Source organism: Thalassobium sp. R2A62, assembly GCF_000161835.1.
GTDB lineage: Bacteria > Pseudomonadota > Alphaproteobacteria > Rhodobacterales > Rhodobacteraceae > Thalassobium.
In genome coordinates this window covers 703,779-730,097 of sequence record NZ_GG697169.2, presented here as the reverse complement: position 1 = coordinate 730,097, position 26,319 = coordinate 703,779, and the positions used below count along the sequence as shown (strand labels likewise).

Here is a 26,319-nt window from a genome sequence, read left to right as displayed (position 1 = left end):
ACAATGGCTGATCTTAAACTGACGAACGTGGCCAAGGTCTATGGCGGCACCGTCGAAGTGCTCAAGGGCATCAATCTGGATATCACCACGGGCGAGCTCATTGTATTTGTTGGCCCTTCGGGCTGCGGTAAATCTACGTTGCTGCGGATGATTGCAGGGCTCGAGAAAATCAGTGAAGGCACGTTGGAAATCGACGGAACTGTCGTCAATGATGTCCCGCCCGCGCAGCGTGGCATCGCGATGGTGTTCCAGTCCTACGCGCTTTATCCGCATATGACGGTGCGCGACAACATGGCGTTCGCCCTGAAACTCGCCAAAAATTCAGCCACTGAAATCGATGAGGCAATCACACGCGCCGCGCGGGTTTTGCAGCTCGAAGACTATCTTGACCGGCTCCCCAAGGCGCTGTCTGGCGGGCAACGCCAGCGTGTGGCCATTGGCCGCTCGATTGTGCGGGACCCCAAGGTGTATCTCTTTGACGAACCACTCTCGAATCTCGATGCATCGCTGCGTGTGGCCACGCGGATCGAAATTGCCCAGCTCAAGGAATCGATGCCCGACAGTACCATGATCTACGTCACGCATGATCAGGTCGAGGCGATGACACTGGCCAGCCGCATTGTTGTTCTCGCGAACAAAGGCATCGCGCAGGTCGGCACACCGCTAGAGCTGTACGAGACCCCAGAGAACGAATTTGTGGCCCAGTTTATCGGATCACCCGCGATGAACCTGCTGGCTGGTGAAGTCGTAAAGACCGGTAAAACAACGACCGTCAAAGTTCACGATGGCGGTGGTACGATCACGGCCAACATCCCCACAACGGACAACGACATGGGGCTGGCGGTCAACGTGGGCATCCGCCCAGAGGACATGATCCCCGCAACTGGCGACAACCATGCCTTCAAGGATACAGTCAGCATCGCCGAAGCCTTGGGCGAGGTGACCCAAGTCTATTTCGAACCACCTAAAGCAGGACAGAACAAGGACACGGTTATCGCCAAGCTTGCCGGCATTCATCACGGCCTGCGCGGCCAAGAGATGACCTTGACGGCGGACCCATCCAAGGTTCATCTGTTCTCAAATGGTCAGTCCTTGCTCTATCGTTAACCAGCGTGGCGACCCAATTTTTACATGAGGATCGCCATGCAAACACCTGTTAATAAACTAAAAGTTTCCCTGATGAACGGCGTTCCCCAGAGCGGTGTTTGGTTGTCGATGGGGTCGTTGATCTCTGCCGAAATTGTGTCTCGCGCAGGATTTGACTGGTGCCTCATTGATGCCGAGCATGGACCAAACACGCCGGCGACGATCTTGCCTCAGCTTCAGGCGATGAACGGCAGCGATTGCACCGCAATTGTCCGTGTGCCTGTGAATGAAGATTGGGTCATCAAACAGGTCCTCGATCTGGGGGCTCAATCGATAATGGTTCCTATGGTTCACACAGAGCAGGACGCGAAGAACGCTGTCGCTGCGATGCGGTATCCACCTCATGGGCGCCGTGGCATTGGTGGGGCTCTGGCTCGCGCGACGGGTTACAACGCTGATACGGGTTACGTCGCGACTGCAAACGCTCAGGTCTGCACGATCGTTCAAATCGAAAGTCAGACCGCTTTGGACAATCTCGAAGCGATTGCCGCGGTTGATGGTGTTGATGCGTTGTTCATTGGTCCTGCCGATTTGTCGGCGGACATGGGCTTTGCGGGGCAGGTGGATGCACCAGAGGTTCTAGCGGCAATTGATGACGCGATTGCGCGAATCCTAAAGACGGGAAAAGGTGCAGGCGTTCTTAGCTTTGTCCCTGACACATTGATCGCTTACCGAGGCAAAGGTGCGACGTTGCTCGCTGCCAGTTCTGATGTGACGTTGTTGGCCAACAGTGCGCGCGCTTTGTCTGCAGAACTTGCTCCGTAAGACATCAGATCGCGATCAAAGAAACGGGACGGAAAAGGGCGCCCGCAGTGTCCTGCGAGGCGCCACAATTCTGTTCAACGCTGCATCATGGCAGCAACGAATTAACCCCGACGGCGACGTCCACCTGAACGACCGCCACGACCGCGGCCTTCTTCACCTGCTTTTGGTGGGACGCGATTGAACTGAATCCACTCTCCACCGCTTGGGTCATTGTCAGTCAAGAAGTTGGCCGCACGGATGGCTTCCATTTCCTTGCCTGCACGGGGCAGGGTGCTGCCCAATCCGAACATCTGTACGAATGCTTCGTTGTCCATGCCTTCGGGCAGAATGATGCCCGCGGCTTCGATCTCAGCCTTCTTTTCAGCAATTTTTTTGGGTCCAACAGGCAGTGCCACTGGGTTCATGATCGCGGAAGTCATACCGGCCGTCATCGCCATAGGCAGGAACGCGTTGTTGATGCCGTGACGGTTCGGCAGGCCAAACGAAATGTTGGATGCGCCACAGGTTGTGTTGACACCCAGCTCTTCACGCAGGCGACGTACCAATGTGAACACCTGCAAGCCGGCTGTGCCCATCGCTCCGATTGGCATCACGAGCGGATCAACCACAATGTCATGGGCTGGAATTCCGAAATCCGCGGCCCGTTCTACGATCTTCTTTGCCACGGCAAAACGGACTTCTGGATCCTCGGAAATGCCTGTGTCGTCATTTGAAATCGCAACAACGGGGACATTGTATTTAGCCACCAAAGGCAGAACCAATTCCAGACGGTCTTCTTCGCCGGTTACCGAATTCAGCAAAGGGCGACCCTCGGCCGCGGCCAACCCGTTTTCAAGCGCACCTGGCACCGAGCTGTCGATGCACAATGGTGTGTCGACAACCGCCTGAACCCGCTGAACCAGTTCCATCATCAGCTGTGGCTCGACAAAGTTGTTGTCCGCATAGCGGGGGTCTTCGGCCATCTTGTTCGAGAACACAGCACCAGAGTTGATGTCGAGCACTGTCGCGCCGGCGGCGGTCTGTGCAATTGCATCAGCCTCAACACGGCTGAAATCGCCGCGCTCAAGTTCTTCGTTCAGGATCTTGCGCCCCGTTGGGTTGATCCGTTCACCGATCACGCAGAACGGCTCGTCAAAGCCAATGATGGCCGTTTTGGTTTTCGATTCAATGACAGTACGCGTCATGGGGCAGGTCCTTAGGATTGTGAGACGGGAACAGCTGAAGTCCCGCCATGAGTGAGCGCCCAGTTGGCGTTTGTCTTGATGCCGCCCAGCGGAAAGAAGTGGACGGATTCGATGTTGAAATCAGGGTTTGCAGCTTTGTGTGCAGCCAGTTCAGTTAGAACCTCGGTCGGCTCGAATGGCAGCAACAGCTTGGTCACATCCTTTGCGCGCTTTTGCAGTACTTTGAGTGACGGACCGACGCCGCAAGCAATTGCAAACTTGATGAGCGTTTGCAGTTTTGCGGGACCGGCGATGCCGATGTGAATTGGGATATCAATACCAGCTGCTTTGACGGCATCCGCCCATTCGATGATGGGGCCGGCCTCGAATGCAAATTGCGTGGCCAACGCCATTTTGGCGTCGGTCCGGTTCGAGAACTCTTGCTTCCATTTCAAAGCTGCATCCACATTTGCCATGCCGCCATTGGGATCAATGTCTTTGTTGCCCTCAGGGTGGCCCGCGACGTGCAGTCGTTGAAACCCTGCTTTGTCGAACAGGCCGTTGTCCAACAGCTGCATGGAGCTGTCGTAATCGCCATGGGGTTTGGTCACACCACCTGCCAGTAGCAATGCTTGATCCACACCTGCTTCACCTTGGTAGCGCGCAATCCAATCGGCTAGCGTTGCTTCGTCCTTGATGATCCGCGCAGGGAAGTGCGGCATGACAGGATACCCATCGGCAGCCAGTCGTTTCGCTGATGCGACCATGTCTTCGATCGGGGTGCCTTCGATATGGGCGATATAGACCCGCGTGCCTTTGGGTAGCAACGCTTGGAAATCTTCAACCTTTTCAGCCGTGCGTGGCATCACCTCGATAGAATAGCCATCTAGAAACGCCTCGACCTGAGGGTTCACTTCGATTGGCGCATCCGCCTCTTTTTTTCTGAAATTCAACAGCGCCATGATGGCCTCCCTTATGCTGCTGTGACCGGGCCTTAGGCCCAACCGTCATTCGCGATCAGCGTCTTGATGCGCTCGCGATCATACTCTTCGTCGATCTTGGCTGCCTGAGCGTCCGCCACTTCGCGGTCATCACCGTCGACCGAGAACGGTGCGGCTTTGCGCCATTCTGCAAGATAGGCATCCGTATCCTCGGCGCCAATCTTCATCGCAGCCCGGTCAATTGCTTGTTCAAAGCGTTCTGGCAGCTGAACTTTTGCTGCACGGCGGCCTTTGCCGACGATGACCTGCGCTGGTATATCGCGCCAGTAAACGATGACCACATCTGCCATTTCGTGATTCCCTCTTATCTCTCTAGCTTCTGTTCTACGCTGCGGTGAGTCGTCGCTTGGTGCATTTTTCGACACCACAGGGACAGATCACGACGCGCGCAGATGTTGTGGCGCAATATCAGGACCTGCGCGTTCAAAGACCACCCCACGCCCCGTGAAAGCCATTCATATTGTATATGAACAATCAGATGCCCCGCGTCATAAGACTTGCGCGATGAGGTTTGCGCGCCTACCTTTAAGGCAACTCGAAATGGAGGGCGTGACTATGGCGCCCAAGCGTCCCAAAGGTGCGGGCGCGTTCCCAAAAGCGGTCGAACAGTCCGCGCCTCATCGTCCCGATCCAGCACAGCTATATGCGGCGCTCGATTTGGGGACCAACAGTTGCCGCATGCTGATTGCCCAACCAAAGGGCAACCAGTTTCATGTGGTCGATAGTTTCTCAAAGTCCGTCCAACTCGGGGCCGGGCTAGAGAGCACCGGACGGCTTAGCCGTGCGTCTATGACCTGTACGGTCAACGCGATCCGGATCTGTCGTCAAAAACTGAACCGACACAAGGTTAAACGGATGCGGCTAGTCGCAACCGAGGCCTGTCGTCGTGCCAGCAACGCAGATCAGTTCATCAACCAAGTGCGCCGCGAGACGGGGCTTAAGCTTGATATCATCGAGCCAGAAGAAGAAGCACGTTTGGCCGTTATCTCTTGTGCGCCGCTTGTGTCGACCAAGACGGAACAGTTGTTGGTCGTCGATATTGGCGGGGGGTCGACTGAACTGGTGTGGATCGATCTGACAAATGTGCCAAAGCTCGACCGGCCAAAGTCGATCATGCGGTTGCATTCTGGTTTTTGTCAGGACCCGGGTCCTTTTGCAGCGGCCAAGGTAGTCGACTGGATTTCGGTGCCATTGGGCGTTGCGACCTTGCGTGATCAATTCGAGGACGTCGAAGATGACGCTGGTCGCTTTGCATTGATGAGCTGGTTCTTTGAAGAAAACCTCGCCGAGTTTGCGCCCTATGCAACAGAGCAAAACCGCGAAGGGTTCCAGATTATCGGGACCAGTGGAACGGTTACAACTGTGGCCGCGTCGCATTTGGGGCTAAGACGATATGATCGCACCAAGGTTGACGGCCTACGCATGACGTCTGATCAAATTGATGCAGTAATCCGTGAATACCTAACACTTGGCCCTGCGGGCCGACGTGCGGACCCACGCATCGGACGGGACCGTCAGGCCCTGATCATGTCAGGATCAGCGATTTTGCAGGCTTTGATGCGGATTTGGCCAACAGATCGGCTGTCTGTGGCGGATAGAGGCCTGCGCGAGGGTTTACTCTATGCACAGATGAGTGCAGATGGCGTGCTCGAAGACGGGCCATACTAGGCGTTGCCCTGTCGGAGCTTACGGCGGGCATTTTTTGGGAATAGGACAATGGCGAAGAAACCAACGGGCAATACATCGGGTCGCGGACAGCGGGATTTGACGGTCAAGGTCAAGTCCGCGCGTGGCCGCAAGATGTCGTCGACCCTGTGGTTGCAGCGTCAACTTAACGACCCCTATGTCAAACGCGCCAAGGCGGATGGCTATCGCGGTCGGGCGGCCTATAAAATCCTTGAGCTGGATGACAAATACCGGTTCTTGGTACCAGGTGCGCGGATCGTTGATCTGGGCGCGGCTCCGGGCGGATGGTGTCAGGTGGCCGTGAAACGCTGCAATGTTTTGGGGCAAAAGACGTCCAAGGCGCAGGGCACGATCCTCGGCGTTGATCTCCAAGAGATGGAGCCAATCGCTGGGTGTGAATTGCACCAGTTGGATTTCATGGAAGACGACGCCGACCTAAAGGTCAAAGAATGGCTGGGCGGCAAAGCCGATGTGGTGATGTCTGACATGGCAGCCAGTGCGTCGGGTCACAAACAAACAGACCACTTGCGGATCATCGCGCTGTGCGAGGCGGCCGCTTACTTTGCCTTTGACGTTCTCGAAGAGGGCGGCACATTCGTGGCCAAAGTCCTCGCCGGTGGCGCTGAAGGCGATCTTCAGAAGTTGTTGAAAACCAAATTCACCAAAGTGGCAAATGTGAAACCCCCCGCATCGCGGTCGGACAGTTCCGAAAAATTTGTCGTCGCAACAGGGTTCAAAGGTTAAACGCGCAAAACCCGCGTGTTCCAATCCTGACACTGGTGAAGCAGCGCCTCGGGCAGTGTGGCATCGGTATAAAACCGATCAATTTGCGATAATGATCCAATTCTAACAGGGGCCGCGCGATTGAACTTGCCGGCATCGGCCACCAAAAACCGTGTGCGCGCTTGGGCCAGAATGGTTTGGCTGACCCGCACCTCGTCGGCATCAAAATCCAATAGATCGCCAGTATCATCAATGGCCGACGTCCCAATCACGGCAAAATCCACTTTGAACCGCGTGATCACGTCCGCGGTTAGATCACCAACCAAACCGCCATCGGAACGGCGAAGCTTGCCGCCCGCGACAATCACTTGGGCGCTCTCGTTTTCGGCCAAAATATTCGCGACGTTCAGATTGTTTGTCACAACCATCAGACGGCGGTGCTGCATCAGTGCACGCGCAACCGCTTCGGTCGTCGTGCCAATGTTCAAGAACAAGGACGCATCATCAGGGATAGCCTGTGCCACAGCTGCGCCAATTCGTGCTTTGGCGTCGCGTGCTTGTCCACGTCTGCTGCGATGTCCGATGTTGCGAACCCCTGACGGCAGCGCGGCCCCGCCGTGTGTCCGCTCCAGAACACCTGCTGTGCTGAGTTGGCGCAGATCACGCCGAATGGTCTGTACCGCGACGCCCAGCTCATCGGCTAATTGGTCGGCACGAACGACACCGTCCCGTCGCGCACGTTTTAAGATCAAGCTGTGGCGCGGATCCGTCATGTTCGTTTTCCATCTATAACGAACATCAGTATCTTATATGTGGTCGTTTATTGCAATTAACTCTCGTTCGTTTTTGCGTTCACGCACTCTTTAACGAACCTTTACCGCGGTTGCGCTTGCCCCAAATTGATCCGTGTGGCACCCAATCACCAGAAGAGCAGAGGCATTTCGATGAACACACAGCACACTCCACACGACATCTTTGTCATTGGCGGCGGCATAAACGGTTGCGGCATCGCACGGGATGCAGCGGGGCGTGGGTTGTCGGTCGCTTTGGTGGAAAAGAACGATCTGGCGTCGGCCACGTCATCGGCATCAACCAAGCTGTTCCACGGAGGCCTTCGGTATTTGGAGTATTTCGAGTTTAACCTCGTACGCAAAGCGTTGGTCGAACGAGAAACGCTGCTGCGCGCGATGCCTCACATCAGTTGGCCCATGCGGTTTGTATTGCCGTACCATCGCGACATGCGGTTTGAGGGCGAGACACCAACATCAAAGCTGTTGAACACTGTTATGCCGTGGATGAAGGGGCGCAGGCCCGCTTGGTTGATCCGTCTCGGTTTGTTTTTATACGACACTTTGGGGGGGCGCGAAATTTTGCCCGCCACGCGGACGGTCAATCTGAGGTTTGGACCCGAAGGTGCTCCGCTCAAGGAAAAGTTCGTAAAGGCTTACGAATATAGCGATTGCTGGATCGAGGATTCCCGCCTTGTTGTATTAAACGCACGCGACGCCCAAGCGCGCGGCGCGCGGATCATGACGCGCACCAAAGCTGTCAGTGCGACACGCGTCGACGATTTGTGGGAGATCGTGACCGATACCAACGGCACCCTCGAGACACACTATGCACGTGCCATTGTGAATGCAGGTGGACCATGGGTCGAAGACATCATTCGCAATACGGTCCGCGTGAACTCGAGCGAAGGCGTCCGCCTTGTGCGGGGCAGTCATATCGTGACCAAGCGGCTCTATGACCATGATAAATGCTATTTCTTCCAAGGTGAAGACGGACGTATCATTTTCGCTATTCCTTATGAGACTGATTTCACGCTGATCGGCACGACAGATGCGGAACACACCGATCTGGAAACAAAACCGATCGCAACACAGGAAGAACAGGACTATCTGTGCCATTTCGCATCGCAATATTTCGAGCAATCGATTGAACGCAAGGATATCGTCTGGACCTATTCTGGTGTGCGGCCTCTCTATGATGATGGTGCAAAATCCGCGACTGCGGCCACACGCGACTATGTGTTGTCGATGGACGAAAGCGGCGCACCACTCTTGAACGTATTTGGGGGCAAGATCACGACATACCGCAAGCTGGCGGAACACGCGCTGGTCAAACTTGCAAATGTTTTACCAGGAACGGGGCCGGAATGGACTGCAGGTGTCGCGCTGCCTGGAGGTGATTTCAAAGTGGCGGATGTCGGGGCCTTGACCGATCGTTTGCGCAACACCTACGCGTTTTTGACGGAACGCTGGGCCCAGCGGCTGATCCGCGGGTATGGAACCGAAGCCTTTGACATACTAGGCGGGGCAAACAATGTGCGCGACCTTGGGGTTGACTTTGGTGCGACCCTAACCGAGGCCGAAGTGACGTGGTTGATGTCGCGTGAATATGCTCAAACAGCCGAAGATGTCGTTTGGCGTCGCTCTAAATTGGGCCTGAGGATGACAGCGGAACAGATCAACACACTGGATGACCACATGGCACAAAACCCCGTCTTGGCTGGGTAGAACCTGATATTGCCAATTCGATAAATTGCGACCAAAAATACGCACGCTACATAAAATACTGGGGCACCGATCATGACCTACATCCTTGCAATCGACCAAGGCACCACATCGAGCCGTGGCATCGTTTTTGATGCTGATATGCAGATTGTTGCGACCTCCCAGCAAGAGTTCCCACAGCATTTCCCCCAATCGGGTTGGGTTGAACATGATCCGGCAGATTTGTGGGCGACCACGCTGCAAACCTCTCGCGATGCGATTGTAAAGGCGGGCATATCCGCAGCAGACGTTGCGGGAATTGGCATCACAAACCAGCGCGAAACGACCGTGGTTTGGGACAAGAATACTGGCGAGCCTGTGTACAACGCGATTGTTTGGCAAGACCGCCGGACGTCAGAGTATTGCAAACAGCTAAGGGCCGAAGGGTTTGAGGGCACGTTGACCCAAAAGACGGGTCTCCTGTTGGATCCATATTTTTCGGGTACCAAGTTGCGTTGGATCTTGGAAAACGTCGAGGGTGTGAGGGCAAAAGCGCATAATGGCAGGCTCTTATTCGGTACAATTGATGCATTTCTGATCTGGAAATTTACCAATGGTGCAGAGCACGTCACTGATGCCACGAATGCCGCGCGCACCATGCTGTATAATATTCGTGATGGAGCATGGGATAGCGAGATTTGCGACAGGTTTGGTATTCCGATGGAGATGCTGCCCCATGTCACGGACTGTGCCGCAGATTTTGGCACCGCACTGGCAGAACATCTTGGCGCCGACATTCCAATTTTGGGCGTTGCCGGAGATCAGCAAGCCGCCACGCTGGGGCAGGCCAGCTTTGAGCCAGGAATGCTAAAATCCACTTACGGGACGGGTTGCTTCGCGCTTTTGAACACGGGCGATACTCTGGTGGAGAGCCAGAACCGGTTGTTAGGCACGATCGCATATCAGCTAGATGGCAAGGTGACCTATGCGCTTGAGGGATCAATCTTTATCGCAGGTGCCGTGGTTCAATGGCTACGAGACGGCATGCAGATCATTGAAAATGCATCAGAAACCGGAGCCATGGCGCAAAGTGCTGACACCGGCCATTCGCTCTATATGGTGCCTGCCTTCACGGGCCTAGGTGCGCCGTATTGGGATGCAGAAGCACGCGGCGCAATTTATGGGTTAACCCGCAATTCCGGCCCAAAGGAATTCGCAAAGGCCGCTTTGGAAAGCGTTGGATTTCAAACACGTGACCTACTCGAAGCGATGCATGCCGATTGGGACGATGCCGAGGGCGGAGCGACCTTGCGTGTAGATGGCGGCATGAGTGCGTCTGACTGGACCATGCAATTTCTGGCGGACATCATCGATGCAGACGTTGATCGACCCAAAGTGCTGGAAACCACCGCACTTGGTGTGGCGTGGCTCGCTGGCAGTCGTGCTGGAGTTTACCCCGATCAGGCGGGATTTGCTGCCAACTGGGCGGTGGACAAAACCTTCTCTTCTCAGATGGACGATGATGTTCGGATCGAAAGATATGCTGGTTGGACGGATGCAGTTCAACGTACGATAACAAATTGCTGATCCACTTCTCGCCCAGGTAGTGACCGGTCACCTATTTCAGAGCCAAAGATCGGTATTACTGTCTGTTCTCGCTAAATAAATTACCCAAATCACCTTTGATCGTTAGGTCAAAGAGAGGGGCAGTGTTGTCCCGACTTGCATCTTATTTAAGGCCGATTGTCTGTTTAGGCACCGTTTTTGCCTTATTCCGTCCAATATTTTGTTGGATTGGTGAAGCAGTAAATTCAGCAGGCCTCACAAGAAAACGAAAAGACATCTGGGCAAGCTCGAGCAGAGGAACGGAATGAATAACTTTACAATTGTTGAACTTAATGGCGTTGCGTCAATCGACGTTTCTACCGGAGCCGATATCAACGATGCGCTAGCGGCCTTGGATGTATACATTTTAGGATCAGCCACCGCGACATCCGGGGTTGTAAATGTCACTGCGTCGACGTCATTTTCGACAACAATTGTCGCCCAAGACAACATTGCGTTGAATTTGAATGCTGGTGTAACGCTAACGCTGGATAGCGCCATTGTCGGTTCGGCCTATGATCTGTCTGGCACGCAATCTGCAGGCCTGACTGGTACGGGCACGTTAGATGCCGCAGGGAATACTGATACGGCTGTTCTGGGCGATGCGGCGAAGGATCCGTTCATTGGCAACGTTGGATCGACAGATCCATCACCAGACTCACTTACAATTGTTGGATGGAAGTACGGGGTTGTCATAGCATCCACTGCGACCGAGGCCGCGACGGACATTGTTGTTGAAAACCTCCAAATCAGTGGTCCGGCAGCCATCGATGTTATTTACCCGTTCTGGATCACAAGCAGGCCCGCACTAAACGGCCCACAGGTGGAAGGATTGGTTGTCACCAATCTGCTGGCCTGCTGGAAGGGCTGCAAGCCTCGGATCTCAGTGCAAATGACTTTATGATCTAGCGCGTTCGCAAACCGAGCAGGGCTACGCCGGTCCCCGATAGGATCGGCGTTTTCATTTGTGAACCAACGGCTTGCCCAAACTATGTTGTAGGAAAGTGGCAGAGAGACAGGGATTCGAACCCTGGGTACCCTTGCAGGTACAACGGATTTCGAATCCGTCCCGTTCGACCACTCCGGCACCTCTCCACTGGGTAGTCACGAGGGGCGTTTAATCCGCTCTGAAAAGAGGTGCAACCCTTCAATCGCTCTCGAGCGCATCAAAGAGTGGGCCGAGGTGTTTTTCGTATCTTTTCCACGACGCCACAGACTTGCTGTTGATCGGTTGGCGCGCCTGAACAATGCTGAGCGTCCGAACCTGATATTCGGATTTACCGGGCGTCAGGACATTTGGAACCCATTCAAGACCGCAGTAGTCGAGAATGCGTTTTGCCTGAGGTTCGGGATCCTTGGTCAGCTCAGAATAATCAACCTCGAGAAACCGGTTAGGGAGCTTCTCAGACCAATAGCTAACGAATTTTTCAAAATCGACCAGATGACGCCCTAGATCCGCTAGATCGTTCGAATAGAGATGCGTGCCATACCTAAACATATTGCGGTAACACGAAGTCGCGGTGTCACGAGGGTCACGCCGCAGAATGATGATTGGCGCATTGGGTAGGGCGGCAGCTAGGGGACCAAGGTAGCGATAGTTGAAAATGGCTTTGTCTGTGACGTACTTTGCATCTGGGAACCGCTCGCGCGCTTGCGCAAGATAGGTTTCGCCTAATGCTGAGATAGCCGAAGACAAATCCCTGGGCAAATCTCCGTCATCCATGATTTTGGACTGCAAACTGCGGGTCCGTGCCCGCGTGAACCATTCAGTTTCTCCGGCCGATGTGACGTCTGGATGACGCGACAAGATTTGTTCGACCAATGAGGTGCCCGAACGCGCACTGCCTGTGATGAAAATGGGCAACCGGTCTGGTTTTCCCGCCTTTGCCAATTCTTCAAAATCGTAATTGTCCAACGTGGAGCGCATCGCGCTTAGAACACGTTTATGTTCGTCAAAATTGAACGGCGACAATTTCCGACAGCACTCATTCGCGGCCTTGTAATGTGCAAAGGCAGTGTCGTAATCCTTGATGTCATCATGCGCTTTGCCTAACGCAAAATTCAACGTCACGGTGTCCACTTCGGTCAGCTCGGTCTTAAGCAATGCCTTCATGTCTTGAAGCTCAGGGTCATCGATCTTGAATTTGTGCACCTTGGCCAAGCCCAAATAAGCATCAGTCGAACCAGGATTGATCTTGATCGCGGACCGACATGATGCAGCTGTTTTGTCAAAATCGCCTGCATGCAGATGGGCACGGGCAATCATACGGGTCGGTTGTTCTTGCTTGGGGAATACCTTTTGCGCATCACGGCATAGTTTGATCGCGAGCTTTGTGTCGCCAAGGTTGATCAGCGTTTCTGACAAGTCGATCCACAACACTGCCTTCGAAGCCTTGTCGAGAGGGCCGGACCCAACTTCCTTTACGACACTTTGGGTTCGGGACAAATCATTAGCTTCGTTCAACGCATGCAACGTTTGGCGCCAAACAGATTTTTCAAGCGGCGCGTACTTTCGGGCGACTTCCAGGTGATTTAGCGCCTTTGAATATTCCAGCTCGCCGATCAACAGGCGCGCCAATTGAAAGTGCGCCTCAGCCATTTTGGGAGCAATCAGAATGAGCGCACGATATTCGGATATCGCCTGTTTGACCTTGCCCGCCTTTTGCAATGCGCGAGCATGCTTGAATTTGACCATTTGTGGGTTCGGTGTTGGTTGTCGCATGGTGCGTCCTCGGGTCAATTGTTGCCCTTTGCTAACGCGAAACGAGGCGGGGCTAAATGGTCAATCGTCACAATTGCGTTGGACGCGTTGGAATTCGGCCACCAATGAATCATATTCAGAGGACAAAATAGGAGTTCCCATGCTGCGATCCCTTGCAATAGCCCTGTCGCTCATTCTGCCCACGAGCGTTTTCGCCCAAACGCCGGCCAACACTTTGTTCTCGCAGATGGGGCTAGATCGCATGATCCCCGTGATGCGCCAAGAGGGTCTGCAATATGGTGCCGAGATTGGTGAGGGCATGTTTGGCGATATACCAAGACCTGCGTGGGCCGAGGTGGTCAGCGACATCTACGACGAGGATCGATTGCGCGAAGGTGTCGAGGCAGCGTTCGTACAGGCATTGGATGAGACAGATGTCACACCGTTGATCGCGTTCTTTCAATCCGAACGCGGCCAGCGGATAGTTGATCTCGAAATTTCGGCGCGGCGCGCCATGTTGGATGCGGATGTAGAGGCCGCGAGCAAGGACGTTGCCCAAGAACAGATCGCAGCCAATTCAAGGATGTATCAGGTCATCGACGACTTTGTTCAGGTGAATGACCTTGTGGAAACCAACGTGGTTGGCGCGTTGAACGCGAGTTATGCGTTCTACATGGGCCTGATGGGCGGCAGTGCCTTTGGCAATGATCTGACCGAAGACCAAGTTTTGCGCGATGTTTGGAGCCAAGAAGGCGACATCCGAGCGAGCACAACAGAATGGGTCTATTCATTCCTCTTAATGGCGTATGACCCCCTAGAGGCCACAGACATCGACGCCTATATCCTTTTGTCCAAAACCGAGGAAGGCAAGGCAATGAACCGCGCGCTGTTTGAAGCCTTTGACCAAATGTTTGTTGGTGTCTCCGGTGCGCTTGGGATGGCCGCCGCAGAAATGATGCAGACAGAAGAACTCTAGGAATAGACCATAAGGGTGACAATCATCGCGTCAGGGCTGTTGGAATAAAGCGGCAAGTCAGACTGTAGATCCAAGACCAAACCCGCCCGATTGCCAGTTGGAACTTCGGCACGGTTCATAGCCTCGGTCAGGGTCGCGCCACCGCCTGCGCGGATATCACTGACGAGGATAGGGTGATTGGATTTCACAAAGAGTTCGACAGCCCCACGTCTGGATTGATATGCCGTCTCAGAGGCCGCGTGGCTGACTGCGTGGACAGGCCATAGCAATGGATTTCCAAGGTGGTTTGCCTAGTTCGAGCATCCGCACAAAAGCGTCAGTAAAATGAGGGGCGTGCGCATGAAAATAGGCCTCGTGTTAGGGCTTGACTTAAATACCAAACAGACAGATAAGCCGGCACTCGGGCAACAGGTTTGTCCGAATACAGCATAAATTCGCCCACAGGGCGCGCTGTCCGAAGGTGATCGCTTGGAAACATGGGGTCAAAAACGCCGCTTGCGGGACCTGAGAGACGCGGGAGACAAAGGAAAATACCATGTTTGCGGTTATGAAAACCGGCGGCAAGCAATATAAAGTTGCATCAGGCGACGTTCTCCGTGTGGAGAAGATCGCAGCAACAGCCGGCGAAACAGTACAATTCAACGAAGTTCTGATGGTTGGTTCGACCGTCGGTATGCCCACCGTTTCTGGTGCAGGCGTCCAGGCCGAAGTCATCGATCAGATCAAAGGCGAGAAGGTTATTCACTTTGTGAAGCGCCGGCGTAAGCACTCGTCCAAGCGTACCAAAGGTCACCGTCAGCAACTGACGTTGGTTCGGATCACTGACATTCTTGAAAAAGGTGCCGATAAGTCGGGCATTAAAGAAGCAGTCGGTGTTGGCTCGGTATCCCTCGCAGCACTCGCTGCAATGGACCTGACACCTTCGAACAAGCCTGTGAAAAAGCAAGCCGCTAAGAAAGCAGACGCGCCTAAGGCTGAGAAGCCCGCAGCGAAGAAGCCAGCTGCTAAGAAAGCTGCTGCAAAAGAGATGCCAACAGCTGTTGAAGTTGCAGGCGAGAAGCCAGCAAACTTGTTGACCGAGGCCCGTGAGGGTGGCGCTGATGATCTCAAGAAGATCTCTGGCGTTGGTCCAAAGCTGGAAGGCGTTTTGCATTCCATCGGCGTATTCCACTTTGACCAGATCGCCGCATGGGGTCCGGAAGAAGTTGCATACATGGATGACAAATTGTCGTTCAAGGGCCGCATTGACCGCGATGAGTGGATCAAGCAGGCTGAAGAGTTCATGAAAGGCTAAGGAGAGACACTATGGCACACAAAAAAGCAGGTGGTTCATCCCGTAACGGTCGCGACTCAGCAGGTCGCCGCCTTGGCGTGAAAAAATACGGTGGCGAGCACGTCATCCCCGGCAACATCATCATCCGTCAGCGCGGCACTAAAAAGTGGCCGGGCGAGGGTGTTGGCATGGGCAAAGATCACACAATCTTTGCAACTGTCGAGGGCAATGTGACCTTCCACAAAGGCCTGAAAGGCCGCACCTTTATTTCGGTTACTCCGCTGGCGGAGGCCGCTGAATAATCCGAACCCAAAAGGTTACAAGAATTTGTGGGGATCGGTGCAAACCGGTCCCCTTTTTCGTTTTCCCAATTCCCAAGTGTCGATTGAAAGGACTTAACATGGGCGTCGCATTTGTAGGATTTATCCTGTTCGCTATTGGTCAGGTTGCAACACCTGGACCCGCAAACATGGTCTTGCTGGCAACGGGCGCTCGATACGGGTTGCGCCGTGCTTTTCCTTTTGTCGCGGGCGTCGCTCTGGGCAAACAGTTTCTGATTTGGCCGATCGGCTTTGGATTGATGACATTGGCCGGAACTGCACCCATTGTCTTTGCAGTCTTCAAATGGGCGTCGGTCGCGTATTTGTTGTATCTCGCATGGCGTATCGCTGGCACGCGGTTGGTTGTGCAAAATGCGGATGACACGCCGCCGGGATTTCTGGCCGGTCTGATTGTGCACCCGCTGAACCCCAAGGCTTGGGCGATGATCACAGGCAGCTTTACGAACTTCGTAGCCGAGGGCACGCCCGCGTTGCAGGCGACCGCGACGATCGCGGCGTTGTTGTTGGCCGTACAGTTGGTGCTGCATCCTGTTTGGACCTTTGCGGGCCAGAGCATTGCACGTGCCATCGCAGGCAAACCTGCGGAACGCTGCCTGATGTGGAGCCTCGCGGCTCTGACCGTCGCCAGCGTTCTCTATGTTTTGATTTAAGGAGCAGACCAATGACTGATACTTTGGTTCAGCAACCTAGCTACAACACCCAGCGTCTGTTTTTGCGCCCGATACGCAAGAGTGACGCGGGATTGATCTCAGTGCATGCCGCCGATGTGCGCGTGGCGCAGATGACGGCGGTGATTCCACATCCTCTGCCCCCTGGTGTTACTGAGGCGTTCATCGAAACCTCAATGTCTGCGGATCGCACTGAAGACGTTTGGGTGATGGACGGCAGCGAACAGGGTCATGCCGAAGTAATCGGTCTGATATCGCTCAATCGTATGGACCGTGGCCAATCCGAAATCGGCTATTGGGTGGCGCCTGCGTTCTGGGGGACTGGCTTTGCAAGCGAAGCCCTCGCAGTCCTGATTGAGGCCAATCCGCACAATAACAGCCGGATTTTCGGGCAGGTGTTTCAAGACAACCCCGGATCGGCACGGGTTCTGATGAACGCGGGCTTTGAGTATCTCGGAGATGCCGAGGCCTTTTGTATCGCGCGAAATGCAGTCGTACAGACTTGGACCTATAGCAAGGCGATTGAACAGTGACAGACGTCCAAGCCTATCATTTGACAACCAAACGGTTGGTCTTGCGCGGGCTCGTGGCGGATGACTGGCGCGATCTTGCGCGGATCGGGGGCCGTGACGATGTCGCCCCGATGCTGTTTTCGGTCAGGTCTCCGTGGCCTGAGGCTGATGTAAAGGCGTCGATCGCCACATCACAGTATCGCGGGTCTTTGGGATTTCGCGCAGCGATCTGTTTGCCAGATGGCGAATTGATTGGCACCGTTGGGATTGGACGCAGTGCAAACGACCAGCCCATCTCCTGCGCCTATTTCATTGATCCTGCACATTGGGGGCAAGGGTACGCAACCGAAGCCATGATCGAATTTCTCGCCGATAGCTTTGAACGTTACGATATAGACGCCGTTGTGGCCGATCATTTCGCCGATAATCCGGCGTCGGGCGCTGTTTTGCGCAAATTAGGCTTTCAAAAGACGGGCGAGAGCACGGGCACGTCAGCAGCAAGACTTGAGCCTGCGCCCGTCATAGATTACCTGCTGGACGCATCTGATGTAAGGACACGCACATGAAATTCCTCGATCTCGCCAAGGTTTATATCCGTTCCGGCGGCGGCGGCGGTGGCTGTGTGTCGTTCCGTCGCGAGAAATACATTGAATATGGTGGCCCGGATGGTGGCGACGGTGGTCGCGGTGGCGACGTAGTGGCCGAGGCCGTCGACGGTCTGAATACGCTGATCGACTTTCGCTACCAGCAGCACTTTTTCGCCAAAAACGGTGTCCCCGGTATGGGCAAACAGCGCACCGGTGCGGATGGTGATGACATTGTGTTGCGCGTCCCCGTTGGGACCGAAATTCTGGATGAAGACGAAGAGACAGTGATTGCCGATCTCACAGAGGTGGGCCAGCGCGTGATCCTTGCTGGTGGCGGCAACGGCGGTTTTGGCAACTTGCATTTTAAATCTGCTACGAACCAAGCACCCCGGCGCTCAAATCCCGGTCTGCCCGGGATTGAACGCACGATCTGGTTGCGCCTCAAACTGATCGCGGATGCCGGATTGTTGGGACTGCCCAACGCGGGTAAATCGACATTCCTTGCGGCCAGCTCGAATGCGCGGCCAAAGATTGCCGACTATCCGTTTACAACGCTCCATCCAAACCTTGGGGTTGTCGGAGTGGACGACACTGAATTCGTAATGGCGGATATTCCCGGTTTGATCGCAGGCGCCTCAGAAGGGCGCGGTATTGGCGACCGTTTCTTAGGGCACGTCGAGCGTTGCTCGGTTCTTTTGCATTTGGTCGACGGCACGTCCGAGACGGTGGCAGAGGACTACCGAACCATTATTGGCGAGCTTGAGGCTTATGGTGGCGAGTTGGCCCACAAGCCACGCGTAACTGCGTTGAATAAAATCGACGCATTGGCTGACGAAGAGCGTGCCGAAGCTAAAGCTGATCTGGAAGAAGCTTGCGGTGCGCCCGTCTTGATGATGTCCGGCGTAAGCCGAGAAGGTTTGATCGATGTGTTGCGCGCTGTGCGTGGGCAGATCGAGGATGACAAGTTACGCATCAAAAAAGAAGAAATGGACGAACCTGCGCCGTGGCAACCCTAAGCAACGCAAAACGGCTGGTCGTCAAGATCGGCTCGGCCTTGTTGGTGGACGGGGCAACCGGACAGCTGAACCAAGTTTGGCTGAACGGATTGGCCGCTGATGTCGCAGAGCTGCGCGCGGGCAGCACCGATGTCATCCTCGTTTCGTCCGGATCAATTGCGTTGGGGCGTGGCGTTTTAGGATTGCCCGCAACTGAACTCGCGCTTGAGCAATCCCAAGCGGCGGCTGCGGTCGGTCAAATTCAGCTCGCGCGGGCGTATCAGGATGTTCTGGCACCTCATGACATTGTCGCGGCACAGGTTTTGGTAACTCTCGAGGATAGCGCCGACCGCCGTCGCTATTTGAATTCTCGTGCAACGTTGGAACAGCTTTTGTCGTTGGGGGTGGTGCCAATCGTGAACGAGAACGACACGATTGCGACAGACGAAATTCGCTATGGTGACAATGACCGACTGGCCGCGCAGGTCGCCGTGACAGTTGGTGCGGACCAGTTGGTCTTGCTCAGTGATGTCGACGGTTTCTATTCCGCCAATCCCAATGGTGATGCAAACGCGGTTCGGTATGATGTCATCGACAAAATCACGCCGGATCTAGAAGCCATGGCTGGCGATGCCGGTTCGGGACTGTCCAAAGGTGGGATGAAAACCAAAATCATGGCCGCCAAGATTGCAATGGATGCAGGCTGTGCAATGGCAATCACCTTGGGCAGCCGTTCGAACCCGTTGCGCCAACTAGGGCAGGGTGCTGCAGCGACGTGGTTTGTCCCACAGACCGATCCGCAAGCGGCACGCAAAGGCTGGATTTCAGCGATGAAGCCCCGTGGAACAATCACGATTGATGCAGGAGCAGCCCGTGCGTTAGCCCAAGGCAAAAGCCTGCTGCCTGCAGGTGTTACCAGTGTAGAGGGCACCTTCGGACGTGGGGATCCCGTGGCGATCGTCGGACCTGATGGGACACAACAAGCTGTCGGGCTAACTCGATATGCCGCGAACGAAGCCGTCCAGATTGTGGGCAAGCAAACAGGGCAGATCGAAGCAGTTTTGGGCCACAAGGGCCGCGCCGCTTTGGTTCACCGTGATGATATGGTCGTCTGACCAAGACAGGATTTGAGATGACACAAGCAAACAACGTATCAGAGATGATGGCCGATCTTGGCAAACGGGCCAAAGCCGCAAGTGCCGAGTTGGCATTTGCCACTGCTGAGCAAAAAAAACAGGCATTGCTGGCTGCCGCAGACGCTCTCTGGGCCAAACGGGCCGATATTATTGCGGTGAACGGGCAGGATCTAGAGTTTGGTCGAAACAAAGGTCTAAGCGACGCGATGATGGACCGTCTAATGCTGGACGAGGATCGGATCCAATCAATGGTCGACGGTCTGCGCGCGATCGCGGCCCAAGATGATCCCGTTGGCAAAGTCATCACTGAATGGGATCGCCCCAGTGGTTTGCAGATCAAACGGGTCAGAACGCCTTTGGGTGTTATCGGTGTGATCTACGAAAGCCGACCGAATGTCACCGCGGACGCAGGCGCCTTGTGCCTAAAAGCTGGTAACGCTGTCATATTGCGGGGCGGATCCGAGAGTTTTCATTCATCGGGTGCAATCCACGCCTGTTTGGTTGACGGGCTACGGGCGGCGGGCTTGCCAGAAGACGGCATTTTGCGTGTCCCAACCCGTGATCGCGCGGCCGTGTCCGAGATGTTGACCATGATCGACACCATTGATGTGATCGTGCCACGTGGCGGCAAAGGGCTCGTTGGGTTGGTTCAGCGCGAAGCGCGCGTGCCGATTTTTGCGCACCTTGAGGGGATTTGCCACATCTATGTCGATGCGACCGCTGATGTCGAGAAAGCTCGGGCTGTTGTGCTGAATGCGAAAACCCGCCGGACGGGGATTTGTGGGTCGGCGGAATGTCTGTTGATCCACCGCGACGTTGCCGAAACTTTGGGTCAACAGATTGTGGATGATCTGGTTGCTGCGCATGTGGAAGTACGCGCAGAGGGTGTTTCTGGGAGCATTGAGGCGACAGATGCTGATTGGGGCGTCGAATTTCTGGGCATGAAGATTGCGGCCCGCGTCGTGGATGACGTTGATGAGGCGATCGCACATATCCGGCAGTACGGCTCGAACCACACCGATTGTGTTTTGACCGAAGATGATGCTGTGGTGGATCGTTTCTTTGCGCGCCTAGACAGCGCCATTTTGATGCACAATGCATCGACCCAATTCGCCGATGGCGGAGAATTTGGAATGGGCGCGGAGATCGGCATTGCAACAGGCAAGATGCATGCCCGTGGCCCTGTTGGCGCCGAGCAATTGACCAGCTTTAAATATCTTGTGATCGGTGATGGGACACTGCGGCCCTAAAACTCGATGCGAATTTTCTGATCTGTGAGATCCACCTTCAAACGGCGATCCGCGGCGCGGCAATGTTCTGTTACCAACGCAAAATGAACGGCAGAGGCGGGTATTTTTGCAGCTTGGCTCGATGGCGCAGACAGAGTGTCCCACAAGGGTTGGTCGATCTTTAACTTGTCCGCCTCACCACAGATCCGCCATTTCGCGTCGACCGACTGGACGGTAATCTCGCCACCAAAGGCCATCGCGCTCTCGATGCACAGGATCAGCAAGAACAGGATGCGCACATCAGGGCGGCTGTGGTCGCCAGCGGCTTGCCATCGGTACTGGACCCGCGCACCAGCGGCGATCGCGCCCAGCGTTTGATTGATCTCTGACTGATTGATCCGCTGCGTTTCGGTGCTAGAACCGAACGCGACCCGAAAGAACAGAATTCGTGCGTTTGCATTCGCTATACTCTCGGCAATCAACTGAACTTCGGGCGTGTCGGCGAGATTAGACATCTCAAGCAATTCAATGCCATTGCTGATTGCGCCAAGGGGGCTAATAAGGTCATGACAGATACGGGACCCCACCAACGCGGACAGTTGGGCCGATATTTCGGTATTTTCTCGTTTCAAATCATGTCTCCTGTCGAGGGAAAGGCGAAGTTATGAATGCGTTGAACAGCATACTTGAGCCCGGAATGCGCGTGCGCCATCCATACCAACCCGATTGGGGTGTGGGCCAAGTGCAGTCCAATATTGCAGGACGGATCACCGTGAATTTTCCTGAGGCGGGAAAGGTTGTGATTGATGGATCAAGGATCACCCTAGAAATAGAGTTCGAGAATAAATGATTAACAACCCGTGCGAGGGTGCAAAGTAGCGCACCCATACATCACGTCAACCTTAAGGCGATTTTTTCACCCTTTGAGCTGTTGTTTTTGTCGTCTGATGTGCCTAAATACTCGTTAACGAGATCGTCGTAGTAGGGCATTTCAATGAGCCTAGGATTGAGTGTGAGATTGGCGGCAACGCCCGCTGACGTCGAAGCCGCACAGCGGCTACGGTACCGCGTCTTTGTTCAAGAGCTAGGCGCCACGGGTTCTGATGTTGATCACGCACGGCAACTAGAATGCGACACGTTTGATGCACTGGCAGAGCATCTAATCCTAGTCGATGACCGTCGCGACGTTGGCGATCATGTTGTCGGTGTTTACCGATTGCTGAGCGGGGCAGCGGCCGCAAAGATCGGCCGGTTCTACACCGAAATTGAATATGACCTCAGCCGATTGAAAAATTCGGGCCGCAAGTTGCTCGAACTTGGGCGTTCATGCATGCATCCCGATTTCCGAGGCGGTAAAGGGTTCTTACAGCTCTGGGCCGGTTTGGCTGACTATATTGACCAAAATGGTTTCGAAATCATCTTTGGCGTGGCGAGCTTTCATGGAACGGACATAGAAAGCCTGTGCGAGCCGCTAGCCCATTTGCATCATACGCATCGTGCAGCACCAGAATTGCGGGTCCGGGCACGGCCCGAATCCTATGTTCCACTGGACCAGCTAGAAGCACCGTTGGTGAACGACAAACGCGCGATGATTGGTACACCTGCGTTGATCAAAGCCTACCTAAAACTAGGCGGGCGTATCGGCGATGGTGCGTTCGTCGACCATCAGTTCAATACGGTTGATGTCTGCGTTGTCATTGATGTGAACGATATGAACCAACGACAGAAACGCATCTACACCCGAGGTTTTGCGGCATAATGGAGCCGTGGAACAACCAAGACCCGATCCCTGTTTATCGTGCGACACCAGTTGGGGTGATCTTGGGCCTTCTTCGGATTGTTCCGCTCGCTTTTGTCGTGTTTGGCGGGCTCGCGGTTTTACTACTGATACGGGTGGTCGAGCAGCCCATTTGGGGAATTCACAGGCCAATCACGCCACGGATCACGCGCACCGTCTGTCGGCTGGCTTTTGTCATTTTAGGAATTGAATATCGAACCGTTGGTGCTCCGATGACTGGCCGTGGTGCAGTTGTGTCCAATCATACGAGCTGGCTCGATATTTTTGCGTTGAACGCAAACGACCTGATCTATTTTGTCGCTAAATCCGAGGTCGAAGGCTGGCCCGGGATCGGATGGCTGGCGCGCGCGACAGGAACATTGTTTATCCGCCGCAATCCACGCGAGGCGGCAGTACACCGCGACATGTTTACGGAACGTTTGATGGCCGGTCACAGGCTACAGTTTTTTCCAGAAGGCACTTCGACCGATGGAATTCGTGTGTTGCCATTCAAACCGACGTTGTTTGCTGCGTTCTTTGCACCTGATGTGCGCGACGAGCTTAGTATCCAACCCGTCACTCTGCGCTATATCGCACCCGTAGGGCAGGACCCGCGATACTATGGTTGGTGGGGTGAGATGGAATTTGCACCGAACCTTTGGCAAATACTGACCACGCGGCCTCAAGGTGGCATTAAACTGATCTATCACACACCAATCGCGCTAAAAGACGCGAAGGATCGCAAAACGCTGGCCAAAGAAATAGAAGCCGCGGTGCGTTCAGGTTTAGATGATCAGGACATCGTCGCGACGAGCATCGAGAGCCGTGCCGCAGGATCGTCCTGAGACCAGATCTCGTCACCTAGGCCGAAAAAGTCCGTGTGATCAGAGAGTTGTCCAATCAACGCGTCGTCCAAGCCGCCTTCGGCGACAACGGGAACTTCGATCATTTGCGACCACCACTGGAACAAATCCAACGGCGCGGTAGATCCGTCACCCAGCGCGGATGCCCCAACAGGGCCGAAACTGACATAGTCTGCGCTGTGCTCGCCGGCACTCATCCCGTCGTGGCTTGAGGTCGCACAAAAGGCGCCAATAATAGCGTCCTCGCCCAACTCTGTCCGGGTGCTGCGCACTGATCGCGAACCATCCAACAGGTGGACCCCGTCCAGCCCCAAGCGTTCGACCATCAGGATATGGCTGTCGATGACCAATGCCACATCACGTGCGTGTGTCACCTCGCGCAGGGCATCCGCCGCGCGTGAAATCCGATCTTCATCACGGGTGGCCAAGCTGAGCCGAACACAAGACACCTCGGTTGTATCAAGACACTTGCCCAGTTGGTCGGGAAACGTCGACAGCTCGAATTCAGGTGGCGTGATCAGATAGATCTGCGGTGTTTGAGGCGCATCGTCTTGGGTCATTGGTCTGATCCTATTGGTCTTTCTGCGCTCGTTCTAACGGGGAAAGCGTGGCTTGACCAGTTCCCACGCGTGGTTGCAGGGGCGAAAATGTCAGCGTATCAGGAACCTGATTTTGAGAGGTTCACCATGCCCGTCCCCAAGGCCCAACAATCTGCCAGCCCGCACCCACAGCCGAGCTTTGTTTTGATCCGTCCGCAAATGGGCGAGAACATCGGCGCTTCGGCGCGTGCTATGTGGAATTTCGGTCTCGACCGGATGCGGATAGCTGCTCCGCGTGATGGATGGCCCAATCCCAACGCAGTGGCTATGGCATCTGGGGCAGGGCGGCTGTTGGATGAAGCGTTAGTCTACGACAGCACGGCAGATGCTGTGGCAGATTGTACATATGTCTTTGCCACGACCGCGCGCCCACGTGGATTGACCAAACCGGTCATGTCCCCAGAGGCAGCGATGGAGCTGGCCGCCCAAAAGGTCGCTGCGGGTGAAAAGGTCGCTGTCATGTTCGGACCTGAACGCGCAGGTATGGAAAATGATGACATTGCACGGGCAAATGCGATCATTTCGGTGCCAGTGAACCCCGATTTTGCGTCTTTGAACCTAGCCCAATGTGTTTTGCTCGTGGGGTACGAGTGGCAACGGCAGGTCGCCCAAATTGAACACAGCCGCGTTGAAATGATCAAAACCGACTGGGCCGAACAGATCGAGATCGAGAAACTGACCGAACACTACGAAGACAGGCTCGATCAGGCTGGTTTCTTTTATCCTGAGCAAAAAGCCGACGGGATGAAACAAAACCTGCGAAATCTGTGGTCTCGGATGCCTTTGACCAAAGCAGACGTACAAACTTTGCATGGTGTCTTGCGGCAAATGGTCCGTTGGAAAGAACGCGGTGACGAGTAGCGCTATCTAGCCTTGTGACTGACCTTGCGTGGACTTAGGTTCATGCCAAACGACAATAAAAGGCGATACAACATGGCCAAGCAGCGCAATATTTTCGAAGACGTCGGGACCGCACAAAAGGCGCAAGTCGCAGCTCCCAATCCTGGTTTGATTGATGCCAACGGTCGCGGCGCGCGCTCTGGAATACGTTTGTGGCTGATGCTGCTCTTTACCCTCGTGGTTGTGATGATTGCAGTGGGCGGTTTAACCCGTCTTACCGACAGTGGATTGTCGATTACTGAATGGGCGCCACTGATGGGGGCGATCCCGCCACTGAATGCCGCTGATTGGGCCCTAGCGTTCGAAAAGTATAAGGAAATCCCGGAATACCAGCTTCAAAATGCGGGTATGACGTTGCAAGAGTTCAAGGTCATTTACTGGTGGGAATGGGGCCATCGTCAATTGGGCCGCGTTATTGGACTGGTTTGGGCAATAGGTTTCTTTGGCTTTTTGATTGTCAAACAAATCCCGACGGGGTGGACCGGTCGCCTGTTCATATTGGGCGTTTTGGGCGGTCTGCAGGGTGCGATTGGCTGGTGGATGGTGTCATCTGGCCTGACAGGAACCATGCTGGATGTCGCATCGTACCGGCTGGCGACACATTTGGGATTGGCGTTTGTTATCCTAGGCTTCATCGCGTGGTACATCTTTGCCATGGGTCGCAGCGAAGCAGAATTGATGCAAGCGCGCCGTGCTCGAGAGACGGCATTGATCCCGTTGGCCACGGGTCTCACGATCTTTGCCTTTGTTCAAATATTGCTTGGGGCATTGGTGGCGGGCATTGATGCGGGACGCGGATACCCAGATTGGCCTTTGATGGCGGGTGGTTTTTTACCGCCTGAACTCTTTGCGATCACACCGTGGTGGCGTAATTTCTTTGAAAATGACGGGTTGGTGCAGTTCATCCACCGCATGTCGGGCTATGGTTTGATGGCGTTTGGCGTCTTTGTTTGGATGCGCGCGCGTCGTTCACCCAATGGTGCCACACGATTTTCGTTCAACACGATGCTTGCGGTCCTGCTCCTACAGATGGCGGTCGGCGTCGTAACCGTTCTCTACTCGGCGCCTGCACATATTGCGATTGTGCACCAGTTCTTGGCGGTTGTTTTGTGGGTTCTGATCCTACGCGCACGGTTCGCCACCGCATATCCCGCCGCCCGATCCATTCAACGAGGCTAAGC

The 26,319-nt window shown here is 54.7% G+C and carries 29 protein-coding genes and 1 tRNA gene; 21 read left to right on the top strand and 9 right to left on the bottom strand.

The annotated features are described in order from the left end of the window. The first annotated feature begins 3 nt into the window (after positions 1 to 3). Together TR2A62_RS03640 and TR2A62_RS03635 are read left to right on the top strand one after the other, a co-directional pair. Entirely contained in the window at positions 4 to 1,107 is a 1,104-nt protein-coding gene (locus TR2A62_RS03640; protein ID WP_009158021.1) for an ABC transporter ATP-binding protein, read from the top strand. A 72-nt stretch (positions 1,108 to 1,179) separates the two neighbouring features. Continuing rightward, a complete protein-coding gene (locus tag TR2A62_RS03635; RefSeq protein ID WP_223296065.1) occupies positions 1,180 to 1,911 on the top strand; it encodes an HpcH/HpaI aldolase/citrate lyase family protein in 732 nt (243 codons plus the stop codon). A gap of 101 nt (positions 1,912 to 2,012) precedes the next feature. Here TR2A62_RS03635 and TR2A62_RS03630 read toward each other — a convergent pair whose 3' ends face one another. Genes TR2A62_RS03630 through TR2A62_RS03620 form a run of 3 tightly spaced genes read right to left on the bottom strand, consistent with a single transcriptional unit; the run spans position 2,013 to position 4,365 of the window. Further along, positions 2,013 to 3,095: a methyltetrahydrofolate cobalamin methyltransferase gene (locus TR2A62_RS03630; protein ID WP_009159205.1), complete on the bottom strand. Its 1,083-nt coding sequence runs from the start codon at positions 3,093 to 3,095 to the stop codon at positions 2,013 to 2,015. 11 nt (positions 3,096 to 3,106) lie between these two features. Beyond that, positions 3,107 to 4,036, bottom strand: coding sequence for a methylenetetrahydrofolate reductase (locus TR2A62_RS03625; RefSeq protein ID WP_009160223.1), 930 nt, complete (start codon positions 4,034 to 4,036; stop codon positions 3,107 to 3,109). A 32-nt stretch (positions 4,037 to 4,068) separates the two neighbouring features. After that, on the bottom strand, positions 4,069 to 4,365 hold the full coding sequence (locus tag TR2A62_RS03620) for a virulence factor (protein WP_009157590.1): 297 nt from the start codon (positions 4,363 to 4,365) through the stop codon (positions 4,069 to 4,071). 265 nt (positions 4,366 to 4,630) lie between these two features. Here TR2A62_RS03620 and TR2A62_RS03615 point away from each other — a divergent pair, with 265 nt between their 5' ends. Together TR2A62_RS03615 and TR2A62_RS03610 are read left to right on the top strand one after the other, a co-directional pair. Continuing rightward, entirely contained in the window at positions 4,631 to 5,743 is a 1,113-nt protein-coding gene (locus TR2A62_RS03615) for a Ppx/GppA phosphatase family protein (protein WP_040821091.1), read from the top strand. 48 nt (positions 5,744 to 5,791) lie between these two features. After that, positions 5,792 to 6,505 (top strand): RlmE family RNA methyltransferase, encoded by a 714-nt coding sequence (locus TR2A62_RS03610; protein WP_009159328.1) that lies wholly within the window; start codon positions 5,792 to 5,794, stop codon positions 6,503 to 6,505. On the opposite strand, the gene TR2A62_RS03605 is transcribed toward TR2A62_RS03610, so the two are convergent. After that, on the bottom strand, positions 6,502 to 7,257 hold the full coding sequence (locus TR2A62_RS03605) for a DeoR/GlpR family DNA-binding transcription regulator (protein WP_009160134.1): 756 nt from the start codon (positions 7,255 to 7,257) through the stop codon (positions 6,502 to 6,504). The two genes, TR2A62_RS03610 and TR2A62_RS03605, sit on opposite strands and share 4 nt — an antisense overlap. A gap of 171 nt (positions 7,258 to 7,428) precedes the next feature. Here TR2A62_RS03605 and glpD point away from each other — a divergent pair, with 171 nt between their 5' ends. The 3 genes from glpD to TR2A62_RS03590 all read left to right on the top strand — a co-directional run bounded on the left by glpD (position 7,429) and on the right by TR2A62_RS03590 (position 11,485). Further along, positions 7,429 to 9,000 (top strand): glycerol-3-phosphate dehydrogenase, encoded by a 1,572-nt coding sequence (gene glpD, locus TR2A62_RS03600; RefSeq protein ID WP_009160080.1) that lies wholly within the window; start codon positions 7,429 to 7,431, stop codon positions 8,998 to 9,000. A gap of 72 nt (positions 9,001 to 9,072) precedes the next feature. Further along, a complete protein-coding gene (gene glpK / locus TR2A62_RS03595; protein WP_009159281.1) occupies positions 9,073 to 10,563 on the top strand; it encodes a glycerol kinase GlpK in 1,491 nt (496 codons plus the stop codon). Positions 10,564 to 10,846: 283 nt separating this feature from the next. Further along, positions 10,847 to 11,485, top strand: coding sequence for a hypothetical protein (locus tag TR2A62_RS03590; RefSeq protein ID WP_009158993.1), 639 nt, complete (start codon positions 10,847 to 10,849; stop codon positions 11,483 to 11,485). 101 nt (positions 11,486 to 11,586) lie between these two features. Here the strand turns inward: TR2A62_RS03590 and TR2A62_RS03585 are convergent. Together TR2A62_RS03585 and TR2A62_RS03580 are read right to left on the bottom strand one after the other, a co-directional pair. Beyond that, positions 11,587 to 11,676, bottom strand: a tRNA-Ser gene (locus TR2A62_RS03585). A gap of 52 nt (positions 11,677 to 11,728) precedes the next feature. Beyond that, complete coding sequence (locus TR2A62_RS03580) at positions 11,729 to 13,303, bottom strand: sulfotransferase (RefSeq protein WP_009158173.1); 1,575 nt, start codon at positions 13,301 to 13,303, stop codon at positions 11,729 to 11,731. Between the two features lie 139 nt (positions 13,304 to 13,442). Here TR2A62_RS03580 and TR2A62_RS03575 point away from each other — a divergent pair, with 139 nt between their 5' ends. Next, positions 13,443 to 14,258: a DUF2059 domain-containing protein gene (locus tag TR2A62_RS03575; protein ID WP_040820142.1), complete on the top strand. Its 816-nt coding sequence runs from the start codon at positions 13,443 to 13,445 to the stop codon at positions 14,256 to 14,258. Here the strand turns inward: TR2A62_RS03575 and TR2A62_RS03570 are convergent. Further along, entirely contained in the window at positions 14,255 to 14,527 is a 273-nt protein-coding gene (locus TR2A62_RS03570; RefSeq protein ID WP_009159798.1) for a hypothetical protein, read from the bottom strand. The two genes, TR2A62_RS03575 and TR2A62_RS03570, sit on opposite strands and share 4 nt — an antisense overlap. Before the next feature lie 266 nt (positions 14,528 to 14,793). Here TR2A62_RS03570 and TR2A62_RS03565 point away from each other — a divergent pair, with 266 nt between their 5' ends. From TR2A62_RS03565 to TR2A62_RS03530, 8 genes are all read left to right on the top strand, one after another. After that, positions 14,794 to 15,552: a 50S ribosomal protein L21 gene (locus TR2A62_RS03565; RefSeq protein ID WP_009158443.1), complete on the top strand. Its 759-nt coding sequence runs from the start codon at positions 14,794 to 14,796 to the stop codon at positions 15,550 to 15,552. An 11-nt stretch (positions 15,553 to 15,563) separates the two neighbouring features. Beyond that, a complete protein-coding gene (rpmA, locus tag TR2A62_RS03560; protein WP_009157587.1) occupies positions 15,564 to 15,833 on the top strand; it encodes a 50S ribosomal protein L27 in 270 nt (89 codons plus the stop codon). A gap of 98 nt (positions 15,834 to 15,931) precedes the next feature. Then, entirely contained in the window at positions 15,932 to 16,522 is a 591-nt protein-coding gene (locus TR2A62_RS03555; protein WP_009160578.1) for a LysE family translocator, read from the top strand. Positions 16,523 to 16,533: 11 nt separating this feature from the next. Beyond that, positions 16,534 to 17,073: a GNAT family N-acetyltransferase gene (locus TR2A62_RS03550; RefSeq protein ID WP_009159612.1), complete on the top strand. Its 540-nt coding sequence runs from the start codon at positions 16,534 to 16,536 to the stop codon at positions 17,071 to 17,073. Beyond that, positions 17,070 to 17,618 (top strand): GNAT family N-acetyltransferase, encoded by a 549-nt coding sequence (locus TR2A62_RS17500; RefSeq protein WP_009160184.1) that lies wholly within the window; start codon positions 17,070 to 17,072, stop codon positions 17,616 to 17,618. The genes TR2A62_RS03550 and TR2A62_RS17500 overlap by 4 nt, the downstream gene beginning before the upstream one ends. Next, on the top strand, positions 17,615 to 18,655 hold the full coding sequence (obgE, locus tag TR2A62_RS03540; protein WP_009159123.1) for a GTPase ObgE: 1,041 nt from the start codon (positions 17,615 to 17,617) through the stop codon (positions 18,653 to 18,655). The genes TR2A62_RS17500 and obgE overlap by 4 nt, the downstream gene beginning before the upstream one ends. Beyond that, positions 18,643 to 19,749: a glutamate 5-kinase gene (proB, locus tag TR2A62_RS03535; protein ID WP_009158587.1), complete on the top strand. Its 1,107-nt coding sequence runs from the start codon at positions 18,643 to 18,645 to the stop codon at positions 19,747 to 19,749. The genes obgE and proB overlap by 13 nt, the downstream gene beginning before the upstream one ends. A 17-nt stretch (positions 19,750 to 19,766) precedes the next feature. Further along, a complete protein-coding gene (locus TR2A62_RS03530; protein WP_009159657.1) occupies positions 19,767 to 21,020 on the top strand; it encodes a glutamate-5-semialdehyde dehydrogenase in 1,254 nt (417 codons plus the stop codon). Here the strand turns inward: TR2A62_RS03530 and TR2A62_RS03525 are convergent. After that, the gene (locus TR2A62_RS03525; protein ID WP_150103552.1) at positions 21,017 to 21,514 is read right to left on the bottom strand and encodes a histidine phosphotransferase family protein; all 498 of its coding nucleotides are present in this window, start codon (positions 21,512 to 21,514) and stop codon (positions 21,017 to 21,019) included. The genes TR2A62_RS03530 and TR2A62_RS03525 overlap by 4 nt on opposite strands. Positions 21,515 to 21,663: 149 nt before the next feature. On the opposite strand from TR2A62_RS03525, the gene TR2A62_RS03520 reads away from it, so the two are divergent. The 3 genes from TR2A62_RS03520 (at position 21,664) to TR2A62_RS03510 (ending at position 23,621) form a co-directional block, all read left to right on the top strand. Then, complete coding sequence (locus tag TR2A62_RS03520) at positions 21,664 to 21,849, top strand: DUF3553 domain-containing protein (RefSeq protein ID WP_009160708.1); 186 nt, start codon at positions 21,664 to 21,666, stop codon at positions 21,847 to 21,849. Positions 21,850 to 21,993: 144 nt separating this feature from the next. Continuing rightward, on the top strand, positions 21,994 to 22,758 hold the full coding sequence (locus TR2A62_RS03515; protein ID WP_009158029.1) for a GNAT family N-acetyltransferase: 765 nt from the start codon (positions 21,994 to 21,996) through the stop codon (positions 22,756 to 22,758). Continuing rightward, positions 22,758 to 23,621 (top strand): 1-acyl-sn-glycerol-3-phosphate acyltransferase, encoded by an 864-nt coding sequence (locus TR2A62_RS03510; RefSeq protein WP_009159045.1) that lies wholly within the window; start codon positions 22,758 to 22,760, stop codon positions 23,619 to 23,621. The genes TR2A62_RS03515 and TR2A62_RS03510 overlap by 1 nt, the downstream gene beginning before the upstream one ends. Here TR2A62_RS03510 and TR2A62_RS03505 read toward each other — a convergent pair. After that, complete coding sequence (locus TR2A62_RS03505) at positions 23,570 to 24,199, bottom strand: thiamine phosphate synthase (RefSeq protein ID WP_040820137.1); 630 nt, start codon at positions 24,197 to 24,199, stop codon at positions 23,570 to 23,572. The two genes, TR2A62_RS03510 and TR2A62_RS03505, sit on opposite strands and share 52 nt — an antisense overlap. A 126-nt stretch (positions 24,200 to 24,325) precedes the next feature. Here TR2A62_RS03505 and TR2A62_RS03500 point away from each other — a divergent pair, with 126 nt between their 5' ends. Together TR2A62_RS03500 and ctaA are read left to right on the top strand one after the other, a co-directional pair. Further along, a complete protein-coding gene (locus tag TR2A62_RS03500) occupies positions 24,326 to 25,099 on the top strand; it encodes an RNA methyltransferase (protein ID WP_050761107.1) in 774 nt (257 codons plus the stop codon). A gap of 72 nt (positions 25,100 to 25,171) precedes the next feature. Further along, positions 25,172 to 26,317, top strand: coding sequence for a heme A synthase (gene ctaA / locus TR2A62_RS03495; RefSeq protein WP_009158012.1), 1,146 nt, complete (start codon positions 25,172 to 25,174; stop codon positions 26,315 to 26,317). Positions 26,318 to 26,319: the final 2 nt, after the last annotated feature.

What these genes read in the sequence shown, in the direction of transcription:
- TR2A62_RS03640 (WP_009158021.1), top strand. Translation starts at nt 4, where the DNA reads ATGGCTGATCTTAAACTGACGAACGTGGCCAAGGTCTATGGCGGCACC.
- TR2A62_RS03635 (WP_223296065.1), top strand. Translation starts at nt 1,180, where the DNA reads ATGAACGGCGTTCCCCAGAGCGGTGTTTGGTTGTCGATGGGGTCGTTG.
- TR2A62_RS03630 (WP_009159205.1), bottom strand. Translation starts at nt 3,095, where the DNA reads ATGACGCGTACTGTCATTGAATCGAAAACCAAAACGGCCATCATTGGC.
- TR2A62_RS03625 (WP_009160223.1), bottom strand. Translation starts at nt 4,036, where the DNA reads ATGGCGCTGTTGAATTTCAGAAAAAAAGAGGCGGATGCGCCAATCGAA.
- TR2A62_RS03620 (WP_009157590.1), bottom strand. Translation starts at nt 4,365, where the DNA reads ATGGCAGATGTGGTCATCGTTTACTGGCGCGATATACCAGCGCAGGTC.
- TR2A62_RS03615 (WP_040821091.1), top strand. Translation starts at nt 4,631, where the DNA reads ATGGCGCCCAAGCGTCCCAAAGGTGCGGGCGCGTTCCCAAAAGCGGTC.
- TR2A62_RS03610 (WP_009159328.1), top strand. Translation starts at nt 5,792, where the DNA reads ATGGCGAAGAAACCAACGGGCAATACATCGGGTCGCGGACAGCGGGAT.
- TR2A62_RS03605 (WP_009160134.1), bottom strand. Translation starts at nt 7,257, where the DNA reads ATGACGGATCCGCGCCACAGCTTGATCTTAAAACGTGCGCGACGGGAC.
- glpD (WP_009160080.1), top strand. Translation starts at nt 7,429, where the DNA reads ATGAACACACAGCACACTCCACACGACATCTTTGTCATTGGCGGCGGC.
- glpK (WP_009159281.1), top strand. Translation starts at nt 9,073, where the DNA reads ATGACCTACATCCTTGCAATCGACCAAGGCACCACATCGAGCCGTGGC.
- TR2A62_RS03590 (WP_009158993.1), top strand. Translation starts at nt 10,847, where the DNA reads ATGAATAACTTTACAATTGTTGAACTTAATGGCGTTGCGTCAATCGAC.
- TR2A62_RS03580 (WP_009158173.1), bottom strand. Translation starts at nt 13,303, where the DNA reads ATGCGACAACCAACACCGAACCCACAAATGGTCAAATTCAAGCATGCT.
- TR2A62_RS03575 (WP_040820142.1), top strand. Translation starts at nt 13,443, where the DNA reads ATGCTGCGATCCCTTGCAATAGCCCTGTCGCTCATTCTGCCCACGAGC.
- TR2A62_RS03565 (WP_009158443.1), top strand. Translation starts at nt 14,794, where the DNA reads ATGTTTGCGGTTATGAAAACCGGCGGCAAGCAATATAAAGTTGCATCA.
- rpmA (WP_009157587.1), top strand. Translation starts at nt 15,564, where the DNA reads ATGGCACACAAAAAAGCAGGTGGTTCATCCCGTAACGGTCGCGACTCA.
- TR2A62_RS03555 (WP_009160578.1), top strand. Translation starts at nt 15,932, where the DNA reads ATGGGCGTCGCATTTGTAGGATTTATCCTGTTCGCTATTGGTCAGGTT.
- TR2A62_RS03550 (WP_009159612.1), top strand. Translation starts at nt 16,534, where the DNA reads ATGACTGATACTTTGGTTCAGCAACCTAGCTACAACACCCAGCGTCTG.
- obgE (WP_009159123.1), top strand. Translation starts at nt 17,615, where the DNA reads ATGAAATTCCTCGATCTCGCCAAGGTTTATATCCGTTCCGGCGGCGGC.
- TR2A62_RS03530 (WP_009159657.1), top strand. Translation starts at nt 19,767, where the DNA reads ATGACACAAGCAAACAACGTATCAGAGATGATGGCCGATCTTGGCAAA.
- TR2A62_RS03525 (WP_150103552.1), bottom strand. Translation starts at nt 21,514, where the DNA reads ATGTCTAATCTCGCCGACACGCCCGAAGTTCAGTTGATTGCCGAGAGT.
- TR2A62_RS03520 (WP_009160708.1), top strand. Translation starts at nt 21,664, where the DNA reads ATGAATGCGTTGAACAGCATACTTGAGCCCGGAATGCGCGTGCGCCAT.
- TR2A62_RS03515 (WP_009158029.1), top strand. Translation starts at nt 21,994, where the DNA reads ATGAGCCTAGGATTGAGTGTGAGATTGGCGGCAACGCCCGCTGACGTC.
- TR2A62_RS03510 (WP_009159045.1), top strand. Translation starts at nt 22,758, where the DNA reads ATGGAGCCGTGGAACAACCAAGACCCGATCCCTGTTTATCGTGCGACA.
- TR2A62_RS03505 (WP_040820137.1), bottom strand. Translation starts at nt 24,199, where the DNA reads ATGACCCAAGACGATGCGCCTCAAACACCGCAGATCTATCTGATCACG.
- TR2A62_RS03500 (WP_050761107.1), top strand. Translation starts at nt 24,326, where the DNA reads ATGCCCGTCCCCAAGGCCCAACAATCTGCCAGCCCGCACCCACAGCCG.
- ctaA (WP_009158012.1), top strand. Translation starts at nt 25,172, where the DNA reads ATGGCCAAGCAGCGCAATATTTTCGAAGACGTCGGGACCGCACAAAAG.